Origin of the sequence: Marinobacter sp. Arc7-DN-1 (assembly GCF_003441595.1) — a bacterium.
Lineage (GTDB): Bacteria > Pseudomonadota > Gammaproteobacteria > Pseudomonadales > Oleiphilaceae > Marinobacter > Marinobacter metalliresistant.
In genome coordinates this window covers 3625249-3643888 of the sequence record NZ_CP031848.1, presented here as the reverse complement: position 1 = coordinate 3643888, position 18640 = coordinate 3625249, and the positions used below count along the sequence as shown (strand labels likewise).

At 59.3% G+C, this 18640-nt stretch carries 19 protein-coding genes; 5 read left to right on the top strand and 14 right to left on the bottom strand.

Annotated features, from left to right (window positions below; all coding sequences use genetic code 11):
• Nucleotides 1-3 precede the first annotated feature (3 nt).
• Complete coding sequence (gene mpl, locus D0851_RS17140; protein WP_117619712.1) at nucleotides 4-1398, bottom strand: UDP-N-acetylmuramate:L-alanyl-gamma-D-glutamyl-meso-diaminopimelate ligase; 1395 nt, start codon at nucleotides 1396-1398, stop codon at nucleotides 4-6.
• 155 nt (nucleotides 1399-1553) lie between these two features.
• On the opposite strand from mpl, the gene D0851_RS17135 reads away from it, so the two are divergent.
• A complete protein-coding gene (locus D0851_RS17135; RefSeq protein WP_117619711.1) occupies nucleotides 1554-2816 on the top strand; it encodes a 6-phosphofructokinase in 1263 nt (420 codons plus the stop codon).
• Between the two features lie 89 nt (nucleotides 2817-2905).
• On the opposite strand, the gene D0851_RS17130 is transcribed toward D0851_RS17135, so the two are convergent.
• Complete coding sequence (locus D0851_RS17130; RefSeq protein ID WP_117619710.1) at nucleotides 2906-3160, bottom strand: GrxA family glutaredoxin; 255 nt, start codon at nucleotides 3158-3160, stop codon at nucleotides 2906-2908.
• A gap of 269 nt (nucleotides 3161-3429) precedes the next feature.
• Between D0851_RS17130 and D0851_RS17125 the strand changes: the two genes are divergently transcribed.
• The gene (locus tag D0851_RS17125; protein WP_117619709.1) at nucleotides 3430-3873 is read left to right on the top strand and encodes a YqaA family protein; all 444 of its coding nucleotides are present in this window, start codon (nucleotides 3430-3432) and stop codon (nucleotides 3871-3873) included.
• Here D0851_RS17125 and D0851_RS17120 read toward each other — a convergent pair.
• The 11 genes from D0851_RS17120 to D0851_RS17070 form a co-directional block, all read right to left on the bottom strand.
• Entirely contained in the window at nucleotides 3813-5258 is a 1446-nt protein-coding gene (locus D0851_RS17120) for an ABC1 kinase family protein (RefSeq protein ID WP_117619708.1), read from the bottom strand. The two genes, D0851_RS17125 and D0851_RS17120, sit on opposite strands and share 61 nt — an antisense overlap.
• 77 nt (nucleotides 5259-5335) lie before the next feature.
• Nucleotides 5336-5974: a lipoyl(octanoyl) transferase LipB gene (gene lipB / locus D0851_RS17115; RefSeq protein ID WP_117619707.1), complete on the bottom strand. Its 639-nt coding sequence runs from the start codon at nucleotides 5972-5974 to the stop codon at nucleotides 5336-5338.
• Between the two features lie 5 nt (nucleotides 5975-5979).
• On the bottom strand, nucleotides 5980-6249 hold the full coding sequence (locus tag D0851_RS17110) for a YbeD family protein (RefSeq protein ID WP_117619706.1): 270 nt from the start codon (nucleotides 6247-6249) through the stop codon (nucleotides 5980-5982).
• Between the two features lie 30 nt (nucleotides 6250-6279).
• Nucleotides 6280-7446 (bottom strand): D-alanyl-D-alanine carboxypeptidase family protein, encoded by a 1167-nt coding sequence (locus tag D0851_RS17105; protein ID WP_117619705.1) that lies wholly within the window; start codon nucleotides 7444-7446, stop codon nucleotides 6280-6282.
• A gap of 57 nt (nucleotides 7447-7503) precedes the next feature.
• Complete coding sequence (locus D0851_RS17100) at nucleotides 7504-8397, bottom strand: septal ring lytic transglycosylase RlpA family protein (RefSeq protein ID WP_117619704.1); 894 nt, start codon at nucleotides 8395-8397, stop codon at nucleotides 7504-7506.
• A gap of 124 nt (nucleotides 8398-8521) precedes the next feature.
• Nucleotides 8522-9664 carry a rod shape-determining protein RodA gene (rodA, locus tag D0851_RS17095; RefSeq protein WP_117619703.1) on the bottom strand — a complete coding sequence of 381 codons (1143 nt, stop codon included), beginning with the start codon at nucleotides 9662-9664 and terminating at the stop codon, nucleotides 8522-8524.
• Nucleotides 9664-11559, bottom strand: coding sequence for a penicillin-binding protein 2 (mrdA, locus tag D0851_RS17090; protein ID WP_117619702.1), 1896 nt, complete (start codon nucleotides 11557-11559; stop codon nucleotides 9664-9666). The genes rodA and mrdA overlap by 1 nt, the downstream gene beginning before the upstream one ends.
• 9 nt (nucleotides 11560-11568) lie before the next feature.
• Complete coding sequence (gene rlmH, locus D0851_RS17085) at nucleotides 11569-12039, bottom strand: 23S rRNA (pseudouridine(1915)-N(3))-methyltransferase RlmH (protein WP_117619701.1); 471 nt, start codon at nucleotides 12037-12039, stop codon at nucleotides 11569-11571.
• A 2-nt stretch (nucleotides 12040-12041) separates the two neighbouring features.
• Entirely contained in the window at nucleotides 12042-12392 is a 351-nt protein-coding gene (rsfS, locus tag D0851_RS17080) for a ribosome silencing factor (RefSeq protein WP_099619416.1), read from the bottom strand.
• Nucleotides 12393-12462: 70 nt separating this feature from the next.
• The gene (gene nadD, locus D0851_RS17075; protein ID WP_117619700.1) at nucleotides 12463-13113 is read right to left on the bottom strand and encodes a nicotinate-nucleotide adenylyltransferase; all 651 of its coding nucleotides are present in this window, start codon (nucleotides 13111-13113) and stop codon (nucleotides 12463-12465) included.
• Between the two features lie 5 nt (nucleotides 13114-13118).
• Nucleotides 13119-14375 (bottom strand): glutamate-5-semialdehyde dehydrogenase, encoded by a 1257-nt coding sequence (locus D0851_RS17070; protein ID WP_117619699.1) that lies wholly within the window; start codon nucleotides 14373-14375, stop codon nucleotides 13119-13121.
• Between the two features lie 176 nt (nucleotides 14376-14551).
• Between D0851_RS17070 and D0851_RS17065 the strand changes: the two genes are divergently transcribed.
• Genes D0851_RS17065 through D0851_RS17055 form a run of 3 tightly spaced genes read left to right on the top strand, consistent with a single transcriptional unit; the run spans nucleotide 14552 to nucleotide 18020 of the window.
• Nucleotides 14552-15568 carry a GGDEF domain-containing protein gene (locus tag D0851_RS17065; protein WP_117619698.1) on the top strand — a complete coding sequence of 339 codons (1017 nt, stop codon included), beginning with the start codon at nucleotides 14552-14554 and terminating at the stop codon, nucleotides 15566-15568.
• Entirely contained in the window at nucleotides 15565-16563 is a 999-nt protein-coding gene (locus D0851_RS17060) for a GGDEF domain-containing protein (RefSeq protein WP_117619697.1), read from the top strand. Before D0851_RS17065 ends, D0851_RS17060 begins: the two co-directional genes overlap by 4 nt.
• Nucleotides 16560-18020: a bifunctional DedA family/phosphatase PAP2 family protein gene (locus D0851_RS17055; RefSeq protein ID WP_117619696.1), complete on the top strand. Its 1461-nt coding sequence runs from the start codon at nucleotides 16560-16562 to the stop codon at nucleotides 18018-18020. Before D0851_RS17060 ends, D0851_RS17055 begins: the two co-directional genes overlap by 4 nt.
• Here the strand turns inward: D0851_RS17055 and D0851_RS17050 are convergent.
• Nucleotides 18017-18595, bottom strand: coding sequence for an LON peptidase substrate-binding domain-containing protein (locus D0851_RS17050; RefSeq protein ID WP_117619695.1), 579 nt, complete (start codon nucleotides 18593-18595; stop codon nucleotides 18017-18019). The two genes, D0851_RS17055 and D0851_RS17050, sit on opposite strands and share 4 nt — an antisense overlap.
• Between the last annotated feature and the right edge of the window lie 45 nt (nucleotides 18596-18640).

Below are 18640 nucleotides of genomic sequence, written 5' to 3'. Positions count from 1 at the left end.
GGATCAGCCACGAATACGCTCAAGTTCGGCAATGAGTTTACCGTGAATACCGCCAAACCCTCCGTTGCTCATGATCACAATGTGGCAGGGGCTGGGCAGATCTTCCAGTACCCGGGCTATCAGATTCTCCACAGAGACCTCAATCCGGTGCAAATCAGACCCGGCATTGTCTTGCTGCCAACTGGAAATCAGGGCCAGCAGCCAGTCCATGTCATTCAGGTTGGCCCACAAAACCCGGTCGGCCGCCTCGGCGCTGGGCAGCAGTGTCTGCTGATGGACACCCTGCTTCATGGTATTTGAGCGCGGTTCAATCAAAGCCAGAATCGGTTCCTCACCAACCCGGTTGCGCAGGCCCTCAAGGGTGGTGGCAATGGCCGTCGGGTGGTGGGCAAAATCGTCGTAGACGCGCACGCCCCCGATATCCGCCAGCAGCTCCATCCGCCGCCTGACGCCGGAGAACCGGCACAGGGCCGCCACGGCATGATCGGGGGTGACACCGACATGGCGGGCGGCGGCGATGGCAGACAGGGCGTTGCGGACATTGTGGAGACCGGTCTGATCCCATTTCAGAGTCGCCACCGGCTGTTCGTGGTGAATCACCAGAAACCGGCTGCCGTCCTCGGACAGCAGCTCGGCGCGCCAGTCCGACATGCGCGGGGTTTCGCTGCCGATGGCGGTGTCCTGCACCTGGCTCCAGCAGCCCATGGCGAGGGCATTATCCAGATGCGCATCGATGGCCGGCCGGACGATCAGGCCCTGGGAGGGAACGGTTCGGACCAGGTGATGAAACTGTCGCTCAATGGCTTCGACGTTCTCGAAAATATCCGCGTGATCGAACTCCAGGTTGTTCAGGATCAGGGTGTGGGGGCGGTAATGGATGAACTTGGAGCGCTTGTCGAAAAAGGCGCTGTCATATTCATCCGCCTCGATGACAAAGAAATCACTGTTACCCAGACGCGCCGACACCGGAAAGTCCCGGGGCACACCGCCCACCAGATAGCCGGGCTGAAAACCGGCCTGATCCAGTATCCAAAGCAGCATGGCAGTCGTGGTGGTCTTGCCATGAGTACCGGCTACCGCCATGACCCACCGGTGCCTCAGCACCTCACGGGCCAGCCATTCCGGACCGGACATATAGTCGATGTTGCGGTTGAGCACGGCTTCCACTTCGGCGTTACCACGGGACATGGCGTTACCGATCAGCACAAGATCCGGCTTCGGCTCCAGGTGATCCGGGCTGTAACCTTCCATCAGGCTGATGCCCTGGGCCTCCAACTGGGTGCTCATGGGTGGATATACGCCCTGATCGGACCCGGTCACGGTGTGCCCGAGCTCCCGGGCGAGAACAGCCAGGCTGCCCATGAAGGTGCCACAGATTCCGAGGATATGAATGTGCATTCGGCGACTGCCCTCTGTGTTGAAACCCGACAAGCCTCCCGTATCCGCCCCACCCCGTCAAGAGCCACGCTATCCGCAATCCTGCTCATGAAAATTGCCGGCGTTTGGCGTATCATCTGCGCCATTGTCGAACCAGCAGGAGGCTCCAGCCCGAGATGGCCATCAAGAACGCATTTTACGCTCAGTCCGGTGGTGTCACCGCCGTCATCAATGCCAGTGCCTGCGGGGTTATCCAGACCGCCCGCAAGCATCCGGACAAGATCGGCAAGGTATTCGCCGGACGCAACGGCATTATCGGAGCGCTGAGAGAGGAGCTGATTGATACCAGCCTTGAAAGCGATGATGCCATCCAGGCGCTGATTCACACCCCCGGGGGCGCTTTTGGCTCCTGTCGCCACAAGCTCAAGAACATCTCCGAGAACCGTCGCGAATACGAGCGCCTGATCGAAGTATTCCGGGCCCACGATATTGGTTACTTCTTCTACAACGGCGGCGGAGATTCCCAGGACACCGCCTACAAGGTCTCCCAGATCGCCGACAAGATGGGCTACCCCATTACCTGCATCGGGGTTCCGAAAACCGTGGACAATGACCTGCCGTTCACCGACTGCTGCCCGGGCTTCGGCTCGGTGGCCAAGTACATTGCCACCTCAACCCTGGAAGCCAGTCTGGACATCAAGTCCATGTGCGAGACGTCCACCAAGGTGTTCATCCTGGAGGTAATGGGGCGCCATGCCGGCTGGATTGCCGCATCCGGCGGGCTGGCCGGACAGGGCGAGGGCGAGCCGCCGCACATTATCCTGTTCCCGGAAATTCCCTTTGATCGCGAAACCTTCCTGGCCCGCGTGGACCACTGCGTCAGGGAGTATGGCTACTGTGTTGTCGTCGCCTCCGAAGGTGCCCAGTACGAAGACGGCCGATTCCTGGCCGACGCCGGTGCCAAGGATGCCTTTGGTCATACCCAGCTTGGCGGCGTTGCCCCCGCCCTGGCGAATATGGTAAAGCAGGCCCTGGGCCACAAGTACCACTGGGCCGTGGCTGACTACCTCCAGCGCAGCGCCCGCCACATTGCCTCCGCCACCGATGTGGAACAGGCCTATGCCGTCGGCAAGGCCGCGGTGGAAATGGCCCTGGATGGCAAACAGGCACTGATGCCGACCATCGTTCGCGAACAGGCGAAGCCTTACCGCTGGAAGATTGGCGAAGCGCCGCTGAGTGACGTGGCGAACCAGGAAAAGAAGATGCCGATTCACTACATCACGGACGATGGTTTTGGCATCACCCAGGATTGCCGGGACTATCTGGAACCCCTGATTTTCGGGGAGAGCTTCCCGCCGTTCGACAATGGGCTGCCGCGGGTTGCCAGACTGCAGAACACGCTCACCGAGAAGAAGCTGAAAACCGGGTTCCAGCTCTAGACAGCCTGTCGGACTTCATCGTAAGCACCAAAAAGGCCTGGCAGAAATCCTCTGCCAGGCCTTTTTATTCTGCGGGGCAGTATCTGCGGTTAACGGACCAGTTCCGCTTCGTGGTCCCGCACATAGGCATAGAACTGATCGAACCCACCCACATACCGATTGCCCACCTGGATCTGCGGCACGGTGTATACCGGCCGACCAATGCTGTCGGCGATGTCCTGTTTGCTCATGCCTTTTTCGATCATATCGACCCAGACATACGGGATGTTCCTGGCCTCACACAAGTCCTTTGCCCGAACACAGAATCCACAACTTGAACGGCCGTAAATCGTGACCTGCTCCATAAAGACCTCCCAAACGTCTGTAACGATAAATTTTGAGATGGGTAAGACAATGGCTGAATGATGACACGGCAAGCCGGAATTGGAAATTGATGCTTTGAATCGCCGTCATAGTCGCCACAATGCTGGCCCATAGTCAGGAGCAGTGGCACAACAGGCGCTTAGAGCTTGACGAGCGCTTAGAGCTTGAAGAGGAGCGATAACTGTTTCATGGTAAAATCGGACCTGCGGGGTGCTGGAGATTCCGTTCATCACAGATCAAGGAGGGTCCGGTGGCCTACCTGACGCTATTTCTGACTGCATTCGCCGCCGCCACGCTGCTGCCCGCGTACTCGGAAATTCTGCTTGGCACCATGATTAGCCAGGACTACTCCTGGTGGTGGCTCTGGTTCTGGGCAACGCTGGGCAATACGCTTGGCTCGGTCGTTAACGGAGTTATCGGCCGGCAAGTGGACCGCTTCAAGCACAAACGCTGGTTTCCGGTCAGCGAACTGCAGCTGCACAAGGCGCGGAACCGTTTCAATCGTTATGGCCAGTGGTCACTGCTGATGGGCTGGCTGCCCCTGGGGGGCGACGCGCTGACCCTGGTGGGTGGCATTATGCGCGTGCCCTGGCTGAACTTCGTTATTCTGGTGGCTATCGGCAAGGGCACCCGCTACGCCTTCGTGCTCTGGCTGGTGGCGGAAGCATCCGGGGCATCGTCACCCTCACCATAGAGGTATTTGCGCAGCAATGGTTCGCCATTGAACTCGGAGTTCAGAACGGCGATAAACGTGTAGACCCCGATCAGCTTTCGGTTCAGGAATACGAATTCCTTGGGAGGCACCCGGAAATACCGGCTGATGGCGGAACGGGCCGCCTGGCGAGCCACCCTGGAAGGCAGATCACTCTGCTTCCAGCGGTACTGCCCGTGACGGTTGACGGCATAATCCGGCCAGGAATCCTTGTCGCTGGACAGGGGTTCGAGTACCGACATACACACCGTACCAAACTTCTGCAGCACTTCCTGCGGCCATTCCGGGCTCATGAACCGCAGCTTCACGCCACCGTCGATCACCGCTTTCAGATCGTTTTCGTAAGAGGCCCTGATCATCTGGATCACCGGCTTGAGAAACTCGTCCGAGTACACCTGCACAGCCCCGAAATCGAGAAGGACGATGCGGTCATACCCGGGATCTTCGCCCTCTTCGCCGGCGATCCGGATCCGGTAATTGCCAAAGTTGGGGTCGGTCTGGATTTCACCCCAGTCAAACAGCTCCCGGAAAAACAGCTCCAGTGCCGCTTCCCCCAACGCACTGCGGCGTGCCAGAGGCAAGTCTCTGACGGCCTGGGAACTGACCGAGTGGCCGTGCTCAAAGGTCGAGGCGATGATATGGGCGGTTGAGAATTCCGGCAAAACCCTCGGCACGATAAACCGGGGATCTCCGGCAAGCATCTGGCGGAACTTTTCCGTCGTCTTCGCTTCCAGACGGTAGTCCACCTCACGGTGCATCATCTCCCGGACTTCTTCCAGCCAATCGTTAAACTCCGGGCCGAAACTGACCAGTCTGGCGACCCGGAGCAGCTGGGCAACGGCATTCAGGTCACTGTCTACGGCCTCGGCCACGCCGGGGTATTGCACCTTCAGAACCAGCTCGAGTCCGTCGCTGCGGCGCCGGGCGCGATGAACCTGGCCCAGCGAGGCGGCGCCGATGGGCTCAGGGTCCACGTCCAGCCCGGCAAGCCGCTCTGGGTCCAATTCAGCCTTCAGCACCCGTTCAATCGCCGGCCATTCCAGTGAGGTGGTCTGGTCCTCAAGGGTGTGCAGCGCTTCGGTCACTTCCTCGGGCAGAAAATGTTCACCATACAGCGCCATCACCTGGCCAATTTTCACCACACTGCCCTTGAGCTTACCAAGCTCATCCACCAGAAATCGCGCCTGACTGGAAAGCATCGCCCGGTGGCGCTTTTCCCGGTTCTCCCTGCTGCTGAACCAGTTGGTGGCCATGTGCGAGGCCATGCGCGTACCAGCGAACAAACCGGCACGCGTCATGCTCAACCGGCGTTCAAAGCTGCCTGTCTTGATGCGGGAGACCGAATTTCCTGAGCGTCTGGATGACATGGATGACCTGTTCGGATCAGAGAATTTCACCAGGTTTGGCGGCTCACGCCATTATACGGCTAGTCCGGTGAGCCGGCCTAACCGAGTTGCCCGGGTTTAACTGGCCACATGGCCAAGCCCCCGACCAACTGCTCCACCAGGCGTTTCTGGACATCCGCAACCGTCACACCCGGAACGAAATCGCGTACCTGGCACATGACCATGCCAGCGTAACCGCAGGGATTGATGCGTCGGAAGGGTTCCATGTCCATGTCCACATTGAGGGCAAGCCCGTGGAACGAGCAGCCCCGGCGCACGCGCAGGCCGAGCGACGCGATTTTCGAATCGCCCACGTAGACACCCGGGGCATCAGGCCGCGGTGCGGATTCCACACCCAGTCCGGCAAGGGTGCGGACGATGGCCTGTTCAATCTCGTCCACCAGGCCGCGGATACCCAGTTTTTTCCGGGACAGATCGATCATCAGGTAAATCACCAGCTGGCCCGGGCCGTGATAGGTCACCTGGCCGCCGCGATCTACCTGGATCACCGGGATATCACCGGGCGCCAGAATATGCTCGGCCTTGCCCGCCTGGCCCTGGGTATAGACCCGGGGATGTTCAAGACACCAGAGCTCATCGGCCACGGTGTCATCCCGGTTGGCGGTGAAGGTTTTCATGGCCTCCCAGGTTTCCAGGTAGGGTTGTTCTCCCAGGGACCGGACGATCAGTTCAGCCATCTGGGTCAGAGCACCATGTGCACACGGCCACTGGCCTTGAGCTCTTCAAACAGGGCTTTCAACTGAGCCTCACCGGTGGCCACGATTTTCAGCTGCACCGATGAAAAGCGGCCCTTGCTGCTCTCATTCACCGATATATCGGTTTCGCAGATCCCCGGCGCATGCTGTTCCACGACCTCGACCACGAACTCAGTGAAATCCGGTGCAGAATTACCAATCACCTTGATCACGTAGTCGCATGGAAACTCAATTTTTGGTGCTTTCGGCTGACTCATGCCGCTTTACTCCCGGTGACCAAAGTCACCCTACTGAAATAACTGAACGAAAAAGAGCTTTATGGCATCCCAGATGCGTTTGAAGAAACCGCCCTCGGGAACATCGGTCAGAGCCAGTACCGGCTGGTCAACCAACACTTCACCGTTATACGACACCTTGACCTGTCCCAGCTCATCCCCCACCTTGATGGGTGCTTTGATCACCGAATCAAGGTCTACCGTCGACTCAAGGCTGTCCCTGGAGCCCCGGGGAATGGTGACGTAAACATCGTCCGCCATGCCGATCGAGATCTCATCCGCCTGGCCACCCCAGACCCTGGCTTCGATCAGTTCCTGTCCGGCCCGGAACAGGCGCTCACTCTCGTAATAACGGAAGCCGTAGTTCAGCATCTTCTGAACTTCCTGTGACCGGGATTCAGTGCTGCTTGTCCCCATGACCACGGCAATAAAGCGGGTGTCATTACGCTTGGCCGAAGCCACCAGGCAGTAACCGGCCTCTTCGGTATGGCCGGTCTTCAGGCCATCGACACTGTTGTCCCGCCACAGGAGACTATTCCGATTCGGCTGACGGATGTTGTTGTAGGTGAAATGCTTTTCTGCGTAGATCGGGTAGTTTTCCGGGTAATCGTTGATGATCGCCCGGGCCAGGATCGCCAGGTCGTAGGCGGTTGAAAAATGATCCGGAGACGGCAGACCCGTAGCGTTCTCGAAATGGGTGTCTTTCATGCCCAACAACTGCGCTTGCTGGTTCATGATATCAACAAAGGCACCTTCACTGCCGGCGACGAATTCGGCCAGTGCCACGGAGGCATCATTACCAGACTGGATAATGACCCCTCTGAGAAGATCCTCGACCGCAACCTGGGTACCTTCCTTTACAAAGGTGCGGGAACCTTCTGTTTTCCAGGCCTTGACGCTGATCGGGACCATGTCGGACATGGAGATTCGCCCCTCGTCCAGCTCCCGCTCGACAATGTAGGCCGTCATCATCTTGGTCAGGCTCGCCGGCGGAAGACGCTCATGGCTGTTCTCTTCCATGATGATCCGCCCGCTTTTCGGGTCCATCAGAACATAGGAGCTGCCGGCAATCTGGGGTGGCGACGGGATCAGCACCGACTGCGACATTACCTTGCTGGTCAGGGCGAGCATCAGTACAAAGACAACAGATAGTGTTCGGAAAGCAGATTTTAAGGCCATGGGTCCATTCGTTCGTCGTTAGGTGTGTGTCTTTTTTCAGCGTCTTTTTTGACTTGTTCAGTGTGAATCCGTCAGCAGGATCGACTGATCAAATCCACGCGCCTCCAGGAGACTCTGGGTCTTCCTGGCGGAATCTTCATCCCGGAATGGTCCCACCTGAACACGGTGAAACCGTCCGGAGGCGGTATCGACAGCTCTGACCCGCATCGGGTTCTCAAGTACTGCCCTTACCTGGCTGAGCAATTTCTCGGCCGGATCACGGCTACTGAAGGAGCCCAGCTGCACGAACAGCGAACGCTTCTCCATTGCCATCTCACCGCTTGCCCTCACCCGGCTTGCGGCGGGTCCGGCCGCATCCTCCGGCGAAAAGGGCTTGCCGGCAAGAAACATGGAGCCGTCCGGCTTCACCGTGATGGCGGCGACTTCAACCCTCGCAGTGCCCCGGGCCTGGTAACCCAGTTTTTTGGCAGCGGCGTAGGAAAGATCGATAATCCGGTCGCCATGGAAAGGCCCGCGATCATTAACCCGGACAATCACCGAGCGACCGTTATCAAGATTCGTTACCCGGGCGTACCCGGGGATCCGCAATGATTTGTGAGCCGCAGACATGGCATACATGTCAAAGGTTTCACCATTGGACGTCTTATGGCCATGAAATTTCTCGCCATACCAGCTCGCCGTGCCCCGGGCTGTATAACCGTTGTTGCTGTCGAGAACACGATACTGCTTGCCCCAGACCGTGTAGGGAGACTTATTCCCTGAACGACGGGGCGCCTCGTAAACCGGAACCGCGTCGTTGAGCCCGGAGGTATCAAAATTGTCCGAAGGTGCCCGGTCATTCGTCAGGGTATAGCGGGATGAATGATCCGTCTCCGGCGCAGAGGCGCAACCACTGAGGATCACTGCCGCGGCAACCGCCAGAACGAACAACAGGGAAGGTTTGCAGTTCACAGTCCGGATTTCCTCTTGATCACCTGGGCCACCGTCATCAAAGTTTCGGCAGCATTACCCTCATTGTAACGGGTTATCCGCGGCCTTCACCATTACCCGGCCGCCATGGTTGACGGCATTACGGTCAGGCGCCGATCATTCGCCGGTGAGTATGGATCGACATCAACACTCCGAATGCGGCCATCAGGGTAACACTCGACGTTCCACCATAACTGATCAGGGGCAATGGCACACCCACCACGGGCAAAAGTCCACTTACCATCCCGACATTCACAAAGATATAAATAAAGAAGGTCATGGCCAGTGCGCCGGCCAGCAGGCGGCCGAAGGAATCCTGGGCCGTGGCCGCGATGTACAGGCACCGGAGTATGATCAGGAAATACATGGTCATCAGAACCAGCATCCCGATAAAACCGAACTCCTCCGCCAGCACGGCAACGATAAAATCAGTGTGGCTCTCCGGCAAAAACTCGAGATGGGACTGGGTACCCTGCAGCCAGCCCTTGCCTTCAAGCCCTCCGGAACCAATCGCGGTTTTGGACTGGATGATATTCCAGCCGGCACCAAGCGGGTCGCTTTGGGGATCCAGCAGCGTCAAGACCCGCTGCTTCTGGTATTCCCGCATACCAAAAAACCACATCAGTGGCGCAGACACAGACACCATGGCAACAAAAGCGGCGATCAGTTTCCAGCTGATGCCCGCAAAAAACACAACGAAAATGCCCGCCAGCCCCACCAACAGTGAGGTCCCCAGATCCGGTTGCTTCATGATCATGACCATGGGCACCAGAACGATCGCAAGCCCCACTGCCACATGCCGGCCGCGCGGAGGCAGAAAGTGCCTGGAGAGATACCAGGCAGCCATCATGGGCACCACGAGTTTCATCAGCTCGGAAGGTTGAAAGCGGGGCAGTCCCGGCAGAGCCAGCCAGCGCTGCGCACCCTTTGCCCCCACCCCCACCAGAATGACCGCAATCAGCGAAATGACTCCGGCCCCGTAGAGCCAGGGCGCCCAGCGGCGAAACACCGACGGGTCCAGTTGCGCGAACACGAGCATCACCACGAATGCCACACCCATTCGGATTCCCTGTGCCTTGACCACTTCCAGGTTCCTGTCTGCACCGCTGTAAAGTACGAACAGGCCGCCAAAAACCAGCAAGAGCAACAACAACAGCAGGATCGGATCAAGATGCAACGCCATCCAGATGCTCCGGTGCCGGCCCAGGGGATTAGTCGCGGTTGGATCCAGTAACGTCTTGAAAGCCATCAGTTCGACACCTGCGCTTCAACACCGCTGACCAGCGCACCCTCCGGCTGCTCGGCGTAGTCGAGCAACCAGGCATCGAACAGAGCACGGGCAACCGGTGCCGCCGTGCCGCTACCACTGCCACCATTCTCAACAATCACGGCCACCGCAATCTTCGGGTTATCCACGGGCGCAAAGCCGACGAAAAGTGCATGGTCCCTGAGCCGCTCACGGATCTCTTCCGCGTCGTATTTCTCATCTTCTGCCAGGCTGAACACCTGAGCCGTTCCGGTCTTGCCAGCCATCTTGTAGGGAGCGCCGCGGGCTGCGCCCCGGGCGGTTCCCTTCCGGCCATGCATTACCTCGACCATCGATTCCACCACATACTCCCAGTCACCCGAATTTTTCAGCTTGAGCGGCTCGTGGGTTTCCTCAGGCAAATATTCATCGACCGGGTGATCCCCCTTTATGTCCTTGAGCAACCTCGGCGCCACCCACTTGCCCCGATTTGCTATCAGGGCGGTTGCAGTGGCCAGCTGCAGTGGCGTGGCGAGCATGAAACCCTGACCGATACCAAAGTTCACTGAATCCCCCGGGTACCAGGCCTCATTCTTGACCGCCCGCTTCCAGTCCCGCGAGGGAAGCAGGCCACTCAGTGCACCGGAAACATCCAGGGCGGCATCCTCCCCGAAGCCGAAGTGGGACAGGTAGTTGTACATGGTGTCCACGCCCATCTCGACGGCCATTTCGTAAAAGTAGACGTCACAGGACTCTGCCACTGCGTCTTTAAGATCCACCCAGCCATGGCCACCCGGCTTCCAGTCCCGCCAGAGCCGGCCACCTGCATTCAGACGGAAGTATCCAGGATCCCATATGGTGTATTCCCGGGTGGTGGCACCGCTGTCGAGCGCGGCAACAGCAAGCATGGGTTTGATCGTTGAGCCCGGCGGGTACTGCCCACGCAGAGCGCGGTTGAAGAGAGGTTTGTCGTTGCTTTCACTGAGCTCACGATAATCCTTGACACTGATACCGGTGACAAATTTGTTAGCATCGAATCCCGGCACGCTGGCCAGCGCCAGAATGCCTCCGGTGTCAGGTTCAATCGCTACAATAGCGCCCCGGCGGCCATCCAGCAGCTCATGGGCACGTTGTTGCAACCTGAGATCGAGATGCAACTGAAGGTCTTCACCAGGTACCGGGTTTTCACGCTCAAGAACCCTCAGGGTCCGCCCGCGGGCGTTGGTCTCAACATGTTGATAACCGACCTGGCCGTGGAGGATTTCCTCGTAAAACCGTTCGATGCCCGATTTTCCGATGTAGTTGGTGCCCGCGTAGTTCACCGGGTCGATACGCTGCAGTTCATCCCGGTTAATTCGGCCGACAAAGCCAAGCGCATGGGCGGTCAGCTCGCTGTACGGGTAATACCGGACAAGCTCGGCACTCACCTCCACACCGGGGAGTTCGTGGCGATGCACCGCGAGGCGAGCCATCTCCTGCTCATTGAGGTCGTAACGAAGGGGAATTTCCTGGAACGGCCGCCGGGGTTCCTGAAGCCGGCGCCGGAAGCGCTCGAGGTCTTCCCCGGAAATATCCAGAATAGTGCCCAGCTGCCCGAGAGTGTCATCCATGCCGTCAACACGTTCCGGCACAAGTGTCACGCTGAAAACCGGGCGGTTCTCGGCCAGCAGGATGTTGTTGCGGTCGTAGACAAGACCTCTGGGCGGGGGGACTGACTGGACCTGCACGCGGTTCTTGTCAGACAGGGTTGTATAAACGTCGTGCTCCACGACCTGAAGCTGATACATGCGCGCAAGCAGGCCGCCAATTGCCAGCACAACAAGCACCAGCACGACCACAGTCCGGCGCTGGAAAAGCCGGCGTTCCGCCGCCGTATCCTTGAACTCGCCCCACGGCATAGTAGCCCCCTAAGCCCGGTGGTACGGGTGATTGCGGGTGATCGACCAGGCCCGGTAAAGTTGTTCCGCCAGAACTATACGCACCAGAGGGTGAGGCAGGGTAAGCGGCGAGAGGGACCATTGCTGGTCGGCGCGTTTCCGGCAGTCTTCCGCCAGACCGTCAGGGCCGCCAACCAGGAAACTCACATCCCGGCCATCCTGTTGCCAGTTTTCAAGCTGACTGGCCAGTTTTTCGGTCGACCAGGGCCGCCCACCAACTTCCAACGCAATCACCCGGTCTTTCGGGCCCGTCGCTGCGAGAATGGCGTCACTTTCACGCTGCATCAGCCTGGGAATGTCGGGATTCTTGCCCCGGGGAGCCATGGGTATTTCCACCAGTTCCAGGGGCAGCTCCGGCGGCATGCGGCGGGCGTAATCTCCGAATCCGGTACTGACCCAGTCGGGCATTTTCTGCCCCACACAGACCAGGCGTAACCGCATGATTATTCGCTGCCTGCAACACCAAGATCCGGAGCATCGCGCCAGAAACGCTCCAGATCGTAAAACTCCCGCGTGGCAGGCATCATGACATGGACAACCACATCGCCAAGATCTACCAGAATCCAGTCACTGACGCCGGCACCTTCCACGTTGCTCGCGCGAACGCCCTGCTCTTTGGCTTCAACAACCACGGAATCGGCAAGGGATTTCACATGTCGGTTGGACGTTCCTGATGCCAGAACCATGAAGTCGGTGACACTGGTCCGGTCACGGACATCAATCACGCTGATGTCCTGTGCTTTCACATCTTCAAGCGCATTCACTACCAGGTCTTTCAGTTGCTCTGCCTGCATAATCACCCTGTTGGACGGGCGTTTGCCGGAATGGCCGCCCGAAATGTCATATTCAGACGCGATTGTAGCACTAAAAGTTCCCGCCGGGGCATGCGCCGTAAAGCCCCTGGCGGCGAATTTCCCACCAGACCGGATCGGGCACCAGGTAACGGGGCGAACGGCCGTCACGAATACGCTCCCGGATTCCCGTGGCAGAGATGTCCAGAAGCGGCGGATCCAGCTCAAGAAACCCGCCACAGGGACGGCCATGCAGCACCTGTGGCCCTGTCACAGCCCGCTCCGCCAGCAGTTGCGCCGGCTTGCCCGACGGGTCCAGCGCCGGGCCAGGCCGGCGAACCACAACCACATGGGCAAGGTCCGGGATTTGCTGCCATTGCCGCCAGCGATCGAAGCTGGCAAAGGCATCCGTGCCGACCACCATTACCAGCGGCTCGTCCGGGCCAAGTTCAGCCCGCAACTGGCGAAGCGTATCGGCAGTGTAGGACGCACCCTCCCGAACCAGCTCCCGGTCGTCAATTCGCAACTGAGACTCCCCGGCAACCGCCAGCCTGAGCAGGTCCAGACGCTGGTCTGAAGACGCACCGGTCTGCCCCCGATGCGGCGGAATATGACAGGGCACGAGACTGACGCCCCCGACCCCGAGGCGGTCACCGATTTCAAGGGCCAGCCGCAGATGGCCATGGTGCACCGGATCAAAGGTTCCGCCATAAATCACATGCATGGGCATCAGGTCCGGATATGCCCGTCGCCAAATACAACGTACTTCTGGGACGTGAGCCCCTCAAGCCCCACCGGTCCACGGGCATGGATCTTGTCAGTGGAGATACCGATCTCCGCGCCCAGGCCATACTCGAAGCCATCCGCGAAGCGTGTGGAGGCATTGACCATCACCGAACTGGAGTCCACCTCGGTGATAAACCGGCGCGCCCGGGTGTAATTCTCGGTGACGATGCTGTCGGTGTGCTGCGAGCTGTACCGGTTGATGTGGTCAATGGCGCCATCCAGCCCATCAACCACTCGCACCGCCAGAACCGGGGCCAGATATTCGGCTTCCCAGTCTGCCTCGGTCGCCCCGGCAACACCTTCAACAATGGCACGGGTCTGTTCACAACCGCGAAGCTCCACCCCTCTTTCGGCGAAGGCCGGTGCCAGAAGCGGCAGAATGTCCTCCGCAATTTCCTTGTCTACCAACAGTGTTTCCATGGTGTTGCAGGTGCCGTACCGCTGGGTTTTGGCGTTGACCGCCACCTTCAGTGCCTTCTCCGGATCGGCATGGCTGTCGATGTAAACGTGGCATACACCGTCGAGATGCTTGATCACCGGCACCCTGGCATCCCGGCTGATGCGCTCGATCAGACCTTTACCCCCTCTGGGCACGATGACATCCACATACGCGGGCATGGTGATCAGCTCTCCCACGGCGGCGCGGTCCGTTGTTTTGATGACCTGTACGGCTGTTTCTGGCAGGCCAGCCCTTGCCAGTCCCTCCGCGAGACAGCGAGCAATGGCCTGATTGGAATGGATCGATTCGGAACCACCCCGGAGAATGGTGGCGTTTCCGGATTTCAGGCACAGACTGGCCGCTTCAACGGTCACATTGGGGCGGGACTCATAAATTATGCCGATCACACCGAGAGGGACCCGCATCTTGCCGACCTGAATGCCCGAGGGGCGGTACGCCATATCGGTAATGGCGCCAATGGGGTCCGGCAACGATGCCACCTGCTTCAGCCCTTCGATCATGGCGTCGATCCGTGTGGGCGTAAGCTCAAGCCGGTCCAGCATGGCCGCATCGAGGCCGTTTTCCCGGCCCCGTTCCAGATCCTTGCCATTAGCCACAGTCAACTCTTCCCGTGCCGCATCAAGGGCCTCTGCCGTTGCCATCAGGGCGTGATTACGAACGGCGGTGGCCGAGCGCGCGACTTGTGTTGCCGCTGCGCGGGCCTGCTGCCCCACCTCAGCCATGTACGCTGCAATATCCATTCAGTTACCTTTTCGTTTCCAAAGCGCTATTTCAAAGCGAAATCCGGAATAAGTGCCTAACTTTACCTTTCCCGTTTCAAGTACGCATCCCAAACGGATATTATACCGCTGCGGTATGCCATACTCGGAAACCTCGGGAAAGTTTTTTCAGGGAGTTGAGGAAAAGGAAGGACACCATGGCCCAAATGGCCGAAAAATTCCTGTTAAGCAAGTTGTCACGGGCAGGCTTCCTGGCCCTGATTGCGATTGCGGTTCTGTGCGCCACGCTGGGCGAACCCATGGTTGCGGCGGCAGCGGCCGCAGCCGCCGGTGTTGTGATTGCGGGCAAAACATTTCACCCCAGCCGGGCAAACCAACCCTGGCCGCGGGTTCAGCAGGCTTTCTTCCTGGTTCTCCTGCTGATTCTTCTGACCAGTTTCTGGACCGGCCCATGGGTTCTGAGCCACTGGCTGTATGCCATCCCTCTCGTTGCTTTTGCGCTTGTTCCGCCTGCGGCAGCAGCACTCATTACCCTGGTCATCGTTGTTCTGGCCATGGCTGCCACACAGTGGGCAGTCGGCCTGGCAGACCGTCACCAGATGATCAGTGCGTTTCTTCTCACCATACTGCTGTCTGGCCTGCTCGTCTTCCTGCGTGAATACAAAACCCGGCAACTGGCGCCACTGCGCCGGACCGATGAGCTGACCCAGGCCGCCAGCCGGGAATACCTCTCTGCCGATCTGCACAAGGAAATCCAGCGCAGCGAACGGGAAGGTACGGACATGTCCATTATCATGATCGGGCTGGACACCCATCTGAGCGATCATGATCCGGACGAGGATATCCGTTCAATCCTGCCACGCATCGGCCGCTATCTGCATTCCCAGATACGGGATTTCGATACCTACTACCGGGTGGCTGATCTCCAGCTCCTGGTTATCCTCCCGGGCATTTCCACCAGTGACGCCATCGCCCGGGGCGAAACCATTCGCAAGGGGCTGGCAACACTGCTGAACAGTCACGGTATGAATCTCACAGTCAGTACAGGCATTGCCGGGCTCAATATCGGAGACGACGCCAACACGCTTCAGCAAAGTGCGGCCAACGCCCTGCGCCGGGCCCAACAACAGGGGGGTAACCGGAGCCAGGCATACAGCTCCTGGTCGCAGCCGGCGCAACCGAGCCAGCCGCAGGCACAGGGGCCAGCTTCATGACTGAAACCCGCCTCAGAACCTGGACACACGCCTTCGGCTACAGCATCGCCTGCCTGTTTATCTTTACACTGGCCATGCAGAATCTCCGGTATGGCTTTTACGAGCTGTTTTACCTGGCCACAGGCATGGCAGCCCTGACGCTGGCCGGCGCCATTTACACGGTCATCTGCCGCCGGCACCAGCTTTCAGCTCCGGGCCACCTGGTCATTCTCTCGGGCCTGAACAGCGGCATGCTGGCCGCCCTACTGACCCTGGATGCGCCTGGCATTTCCCACTGGGCCATGCCCCTGGTCGCACTGAACCTACTGGTTCTGCCATTGCGCCAGGGCGTGGCACTGTCGCTTCTGCTGCTGATTCCGATGTCGGTCATCCTGTTCCTGCGGCAGGCTCCGGCAGATGCAATCACCGTCATCGGGGGGCTCTTCATTCTGCTCTCAGTCGCCGCACTGTACATCTGGCAATACGATCACATGGCACAGTCTGCCGAGGATCTCGCCATCATCGATCCGGTCACCGGCGCGCACAATTCCCGTTTCCTGGACGAAACCCTGCAAAAGGAAATCAGCCGGGCAATCGCCACCGGGCACCCCCTGTCCGTGATAGACCTGAGCATTGATTACGCGAACGAAGTTGCCGACTTGCACGGCAAGGATCAGGTTCAGGGGCTTTTCCGGCACATGACCGAGCATCTGTTCGGTGTTATTCGTGCCGGCGACACCCTGTATACCCTGAACGAATCCGAGTTTTTCCTGATACTGCCATTCACACCGGAAGAAGGAGTGAGGGTGATTGCTGAACGTATCCGCCGGACCATTGCCGAGCACCACTGGCCGGTGGTCGGGAAAGCAACAGTGAGTCTGGGTTGCACCACCCGTGGCAACGGCGACACCCGGACCGACATGCTCCGGAAGCGGGCGCATCAGGCCATGGAAGAGGCGCGCAAACGAGGCCCGGATTCAGTCTGGTTCAGCCCCGGAGAAACCATCGAAACATGAGCAATGCCTGGCTTAACGAATTGTCGGCCTGGTTGAGCATTCATCCAGGCTGGCTGGCACTGGCTCTTTTTACCACAGCCTTCACCGAATCCCTTGCCATTGCCGGCATCATTGTTCCTGGCGTCGCTATCCTGTTTGCGGTGGCCTTGCTGGCAGGTGAGACCGGGATGCCGTTGCCAGAGGCCCTGCTCTGGGCGGGCCTGGGCGCGATCGCTGGTGACACGGTGAGTTTTGGCCTGGGCCGCCTGATGCAGGGCCGCCTGGCGACTGCCTGGCCGCTAAGCCGCTACCCGGTGATCATCGACAAGGGCGAACGCTTCTTTTGTCGCCACGGAGGCAAGAGTGTCATCATCGGGCGCTTTGTGGGGCCGGTACGGCCAGTGATCCCTCTGATTGCGGGGGCGCTGATGATGCCATGGCATCGTTTTCTGGCATTCAACATCGGCTCGGCGGTCGCCTGGGCGCCGGTGTATATTTTCCCCGGCTTTCTGGTGGGCAGCGCCCTGGCCAGCGGCATACGACCGCCAGCTCACTTTTATGCGGTCACCGGCATCAGCCTTTCGGCGCTGCTCGTCGTCTATTTCGTGCTCTTGCGGTTTCAGCTCGGGCTCGGGGAAGAGGGTCGTTTTTACCAATGGCTGAAACAGTGGATGGGGCAGTACGAGGCCACTCACCGTTTCTGGCGCCTTTACACCAACCAGCGACCAGCCCGGGAGGGGGAATTCCCGCTGGCCTCCTTCATGCTCGCGCTGGGCGCCACCGCCCTGCTGCTGATCTGGGGCCAACTGGCCACGATGACTCATTTGCTGGACGGATTTAATCAGGCGACCCTGCACTGGTTTGAGCAACTGCGCCAGCCGCTGCTGGACGGACCGTTCATTGCCGTCACGCTGCTGGGCGATCCGCCTGTTCTGATGGCCGCCGGAGTCCTGGCCTGCGTGGCACTGCTGTTCAGAGGCTATTATGCCGCCGCAGTTCATGTTCTGATTGCCGCCCTGATGACCGTTTTTCTGGTCTGGGGCCTGAAATCCATGCTCGGAGTCCCCCGGCCGGACGAAGTCCTGAGTCCGCCGGATTCCGGCGCCTTCCCCAGCGGCCACACCGCCGGAATCACCCTTCTGGTCACCCTGCTGGCCAGCTTTGTTGCAGGCGAAACCCGGAACCGCAAGCGCTGGCAATCCTACGTCATCCTGTCACTCCCACTGGTGCCTGTGGCCCTGAGCCGGCTTTACCTGGGGGTTCACTGGTTTACGGATGTTATCGGGGGGCTTCTGCTGGGCCTTGCGGTAACCGGGGCGGTGAGGGCCAGTTACAGCCGGTATGACCGGGTGCCACTGGCACCGGATGTGACTGTTGCGGTTGCATCGGCGTTGTGGCTGCTTTTCGCGGTAACCTACATTTCACTTTCCTGGGATGAGGCAATCACAAACTTTCGCCCGATTGGCCACGGACTCTAGCCCTCCTCCAGCGCTTCCAGCAGCCCCTGCAGGCGACTGAGCCGCTCCAGCGGATCCTGCAACTCCACGAGTTTCTGCTTCTCCTGCTTGTCCAGTGGCAGCAGTTCTGTCAGGCGCCAGCCCACATCCCGGGCATCGCCGTAGTCGATATCCATATTCAGGTCCCGGATTACCGGATGCCGGAACAGCGCCCGGAGCACCGAAGGCAGCTCGCTAAAACCCTGGGGCACCTCGCTTTCCGCCTCTTCGATCAGGCACTCCACATCACCGACATTGAGCCCGTCTTCCTGCTGCCAGCTGCGGACCACCGACACCTTCGACACCCCCTCAACGATAATTCCCAGAAGTCCGTTTTCAAGCTGCTGGAAATCAATGATCCGCACATAGGTGCCAATATCATAGAAAGCGGCAGTGGGCCCGGTTTCCCCACCTTCCCGCAACAGCACAACCACGAAGCCCCGGTCCTCCTTCAGGCAGCGGGTGAGCATATCGATGTAGCGCGGCTCGAACAGCTGCAGGGGAATCCTCCCCCTGGGCAGGACGATGGAATTGAGGGGGAACAGAGGTACATTCATAAGTGCAACAGTCACTGGAAGGCAGATTCCACAGTTTACCAAGCC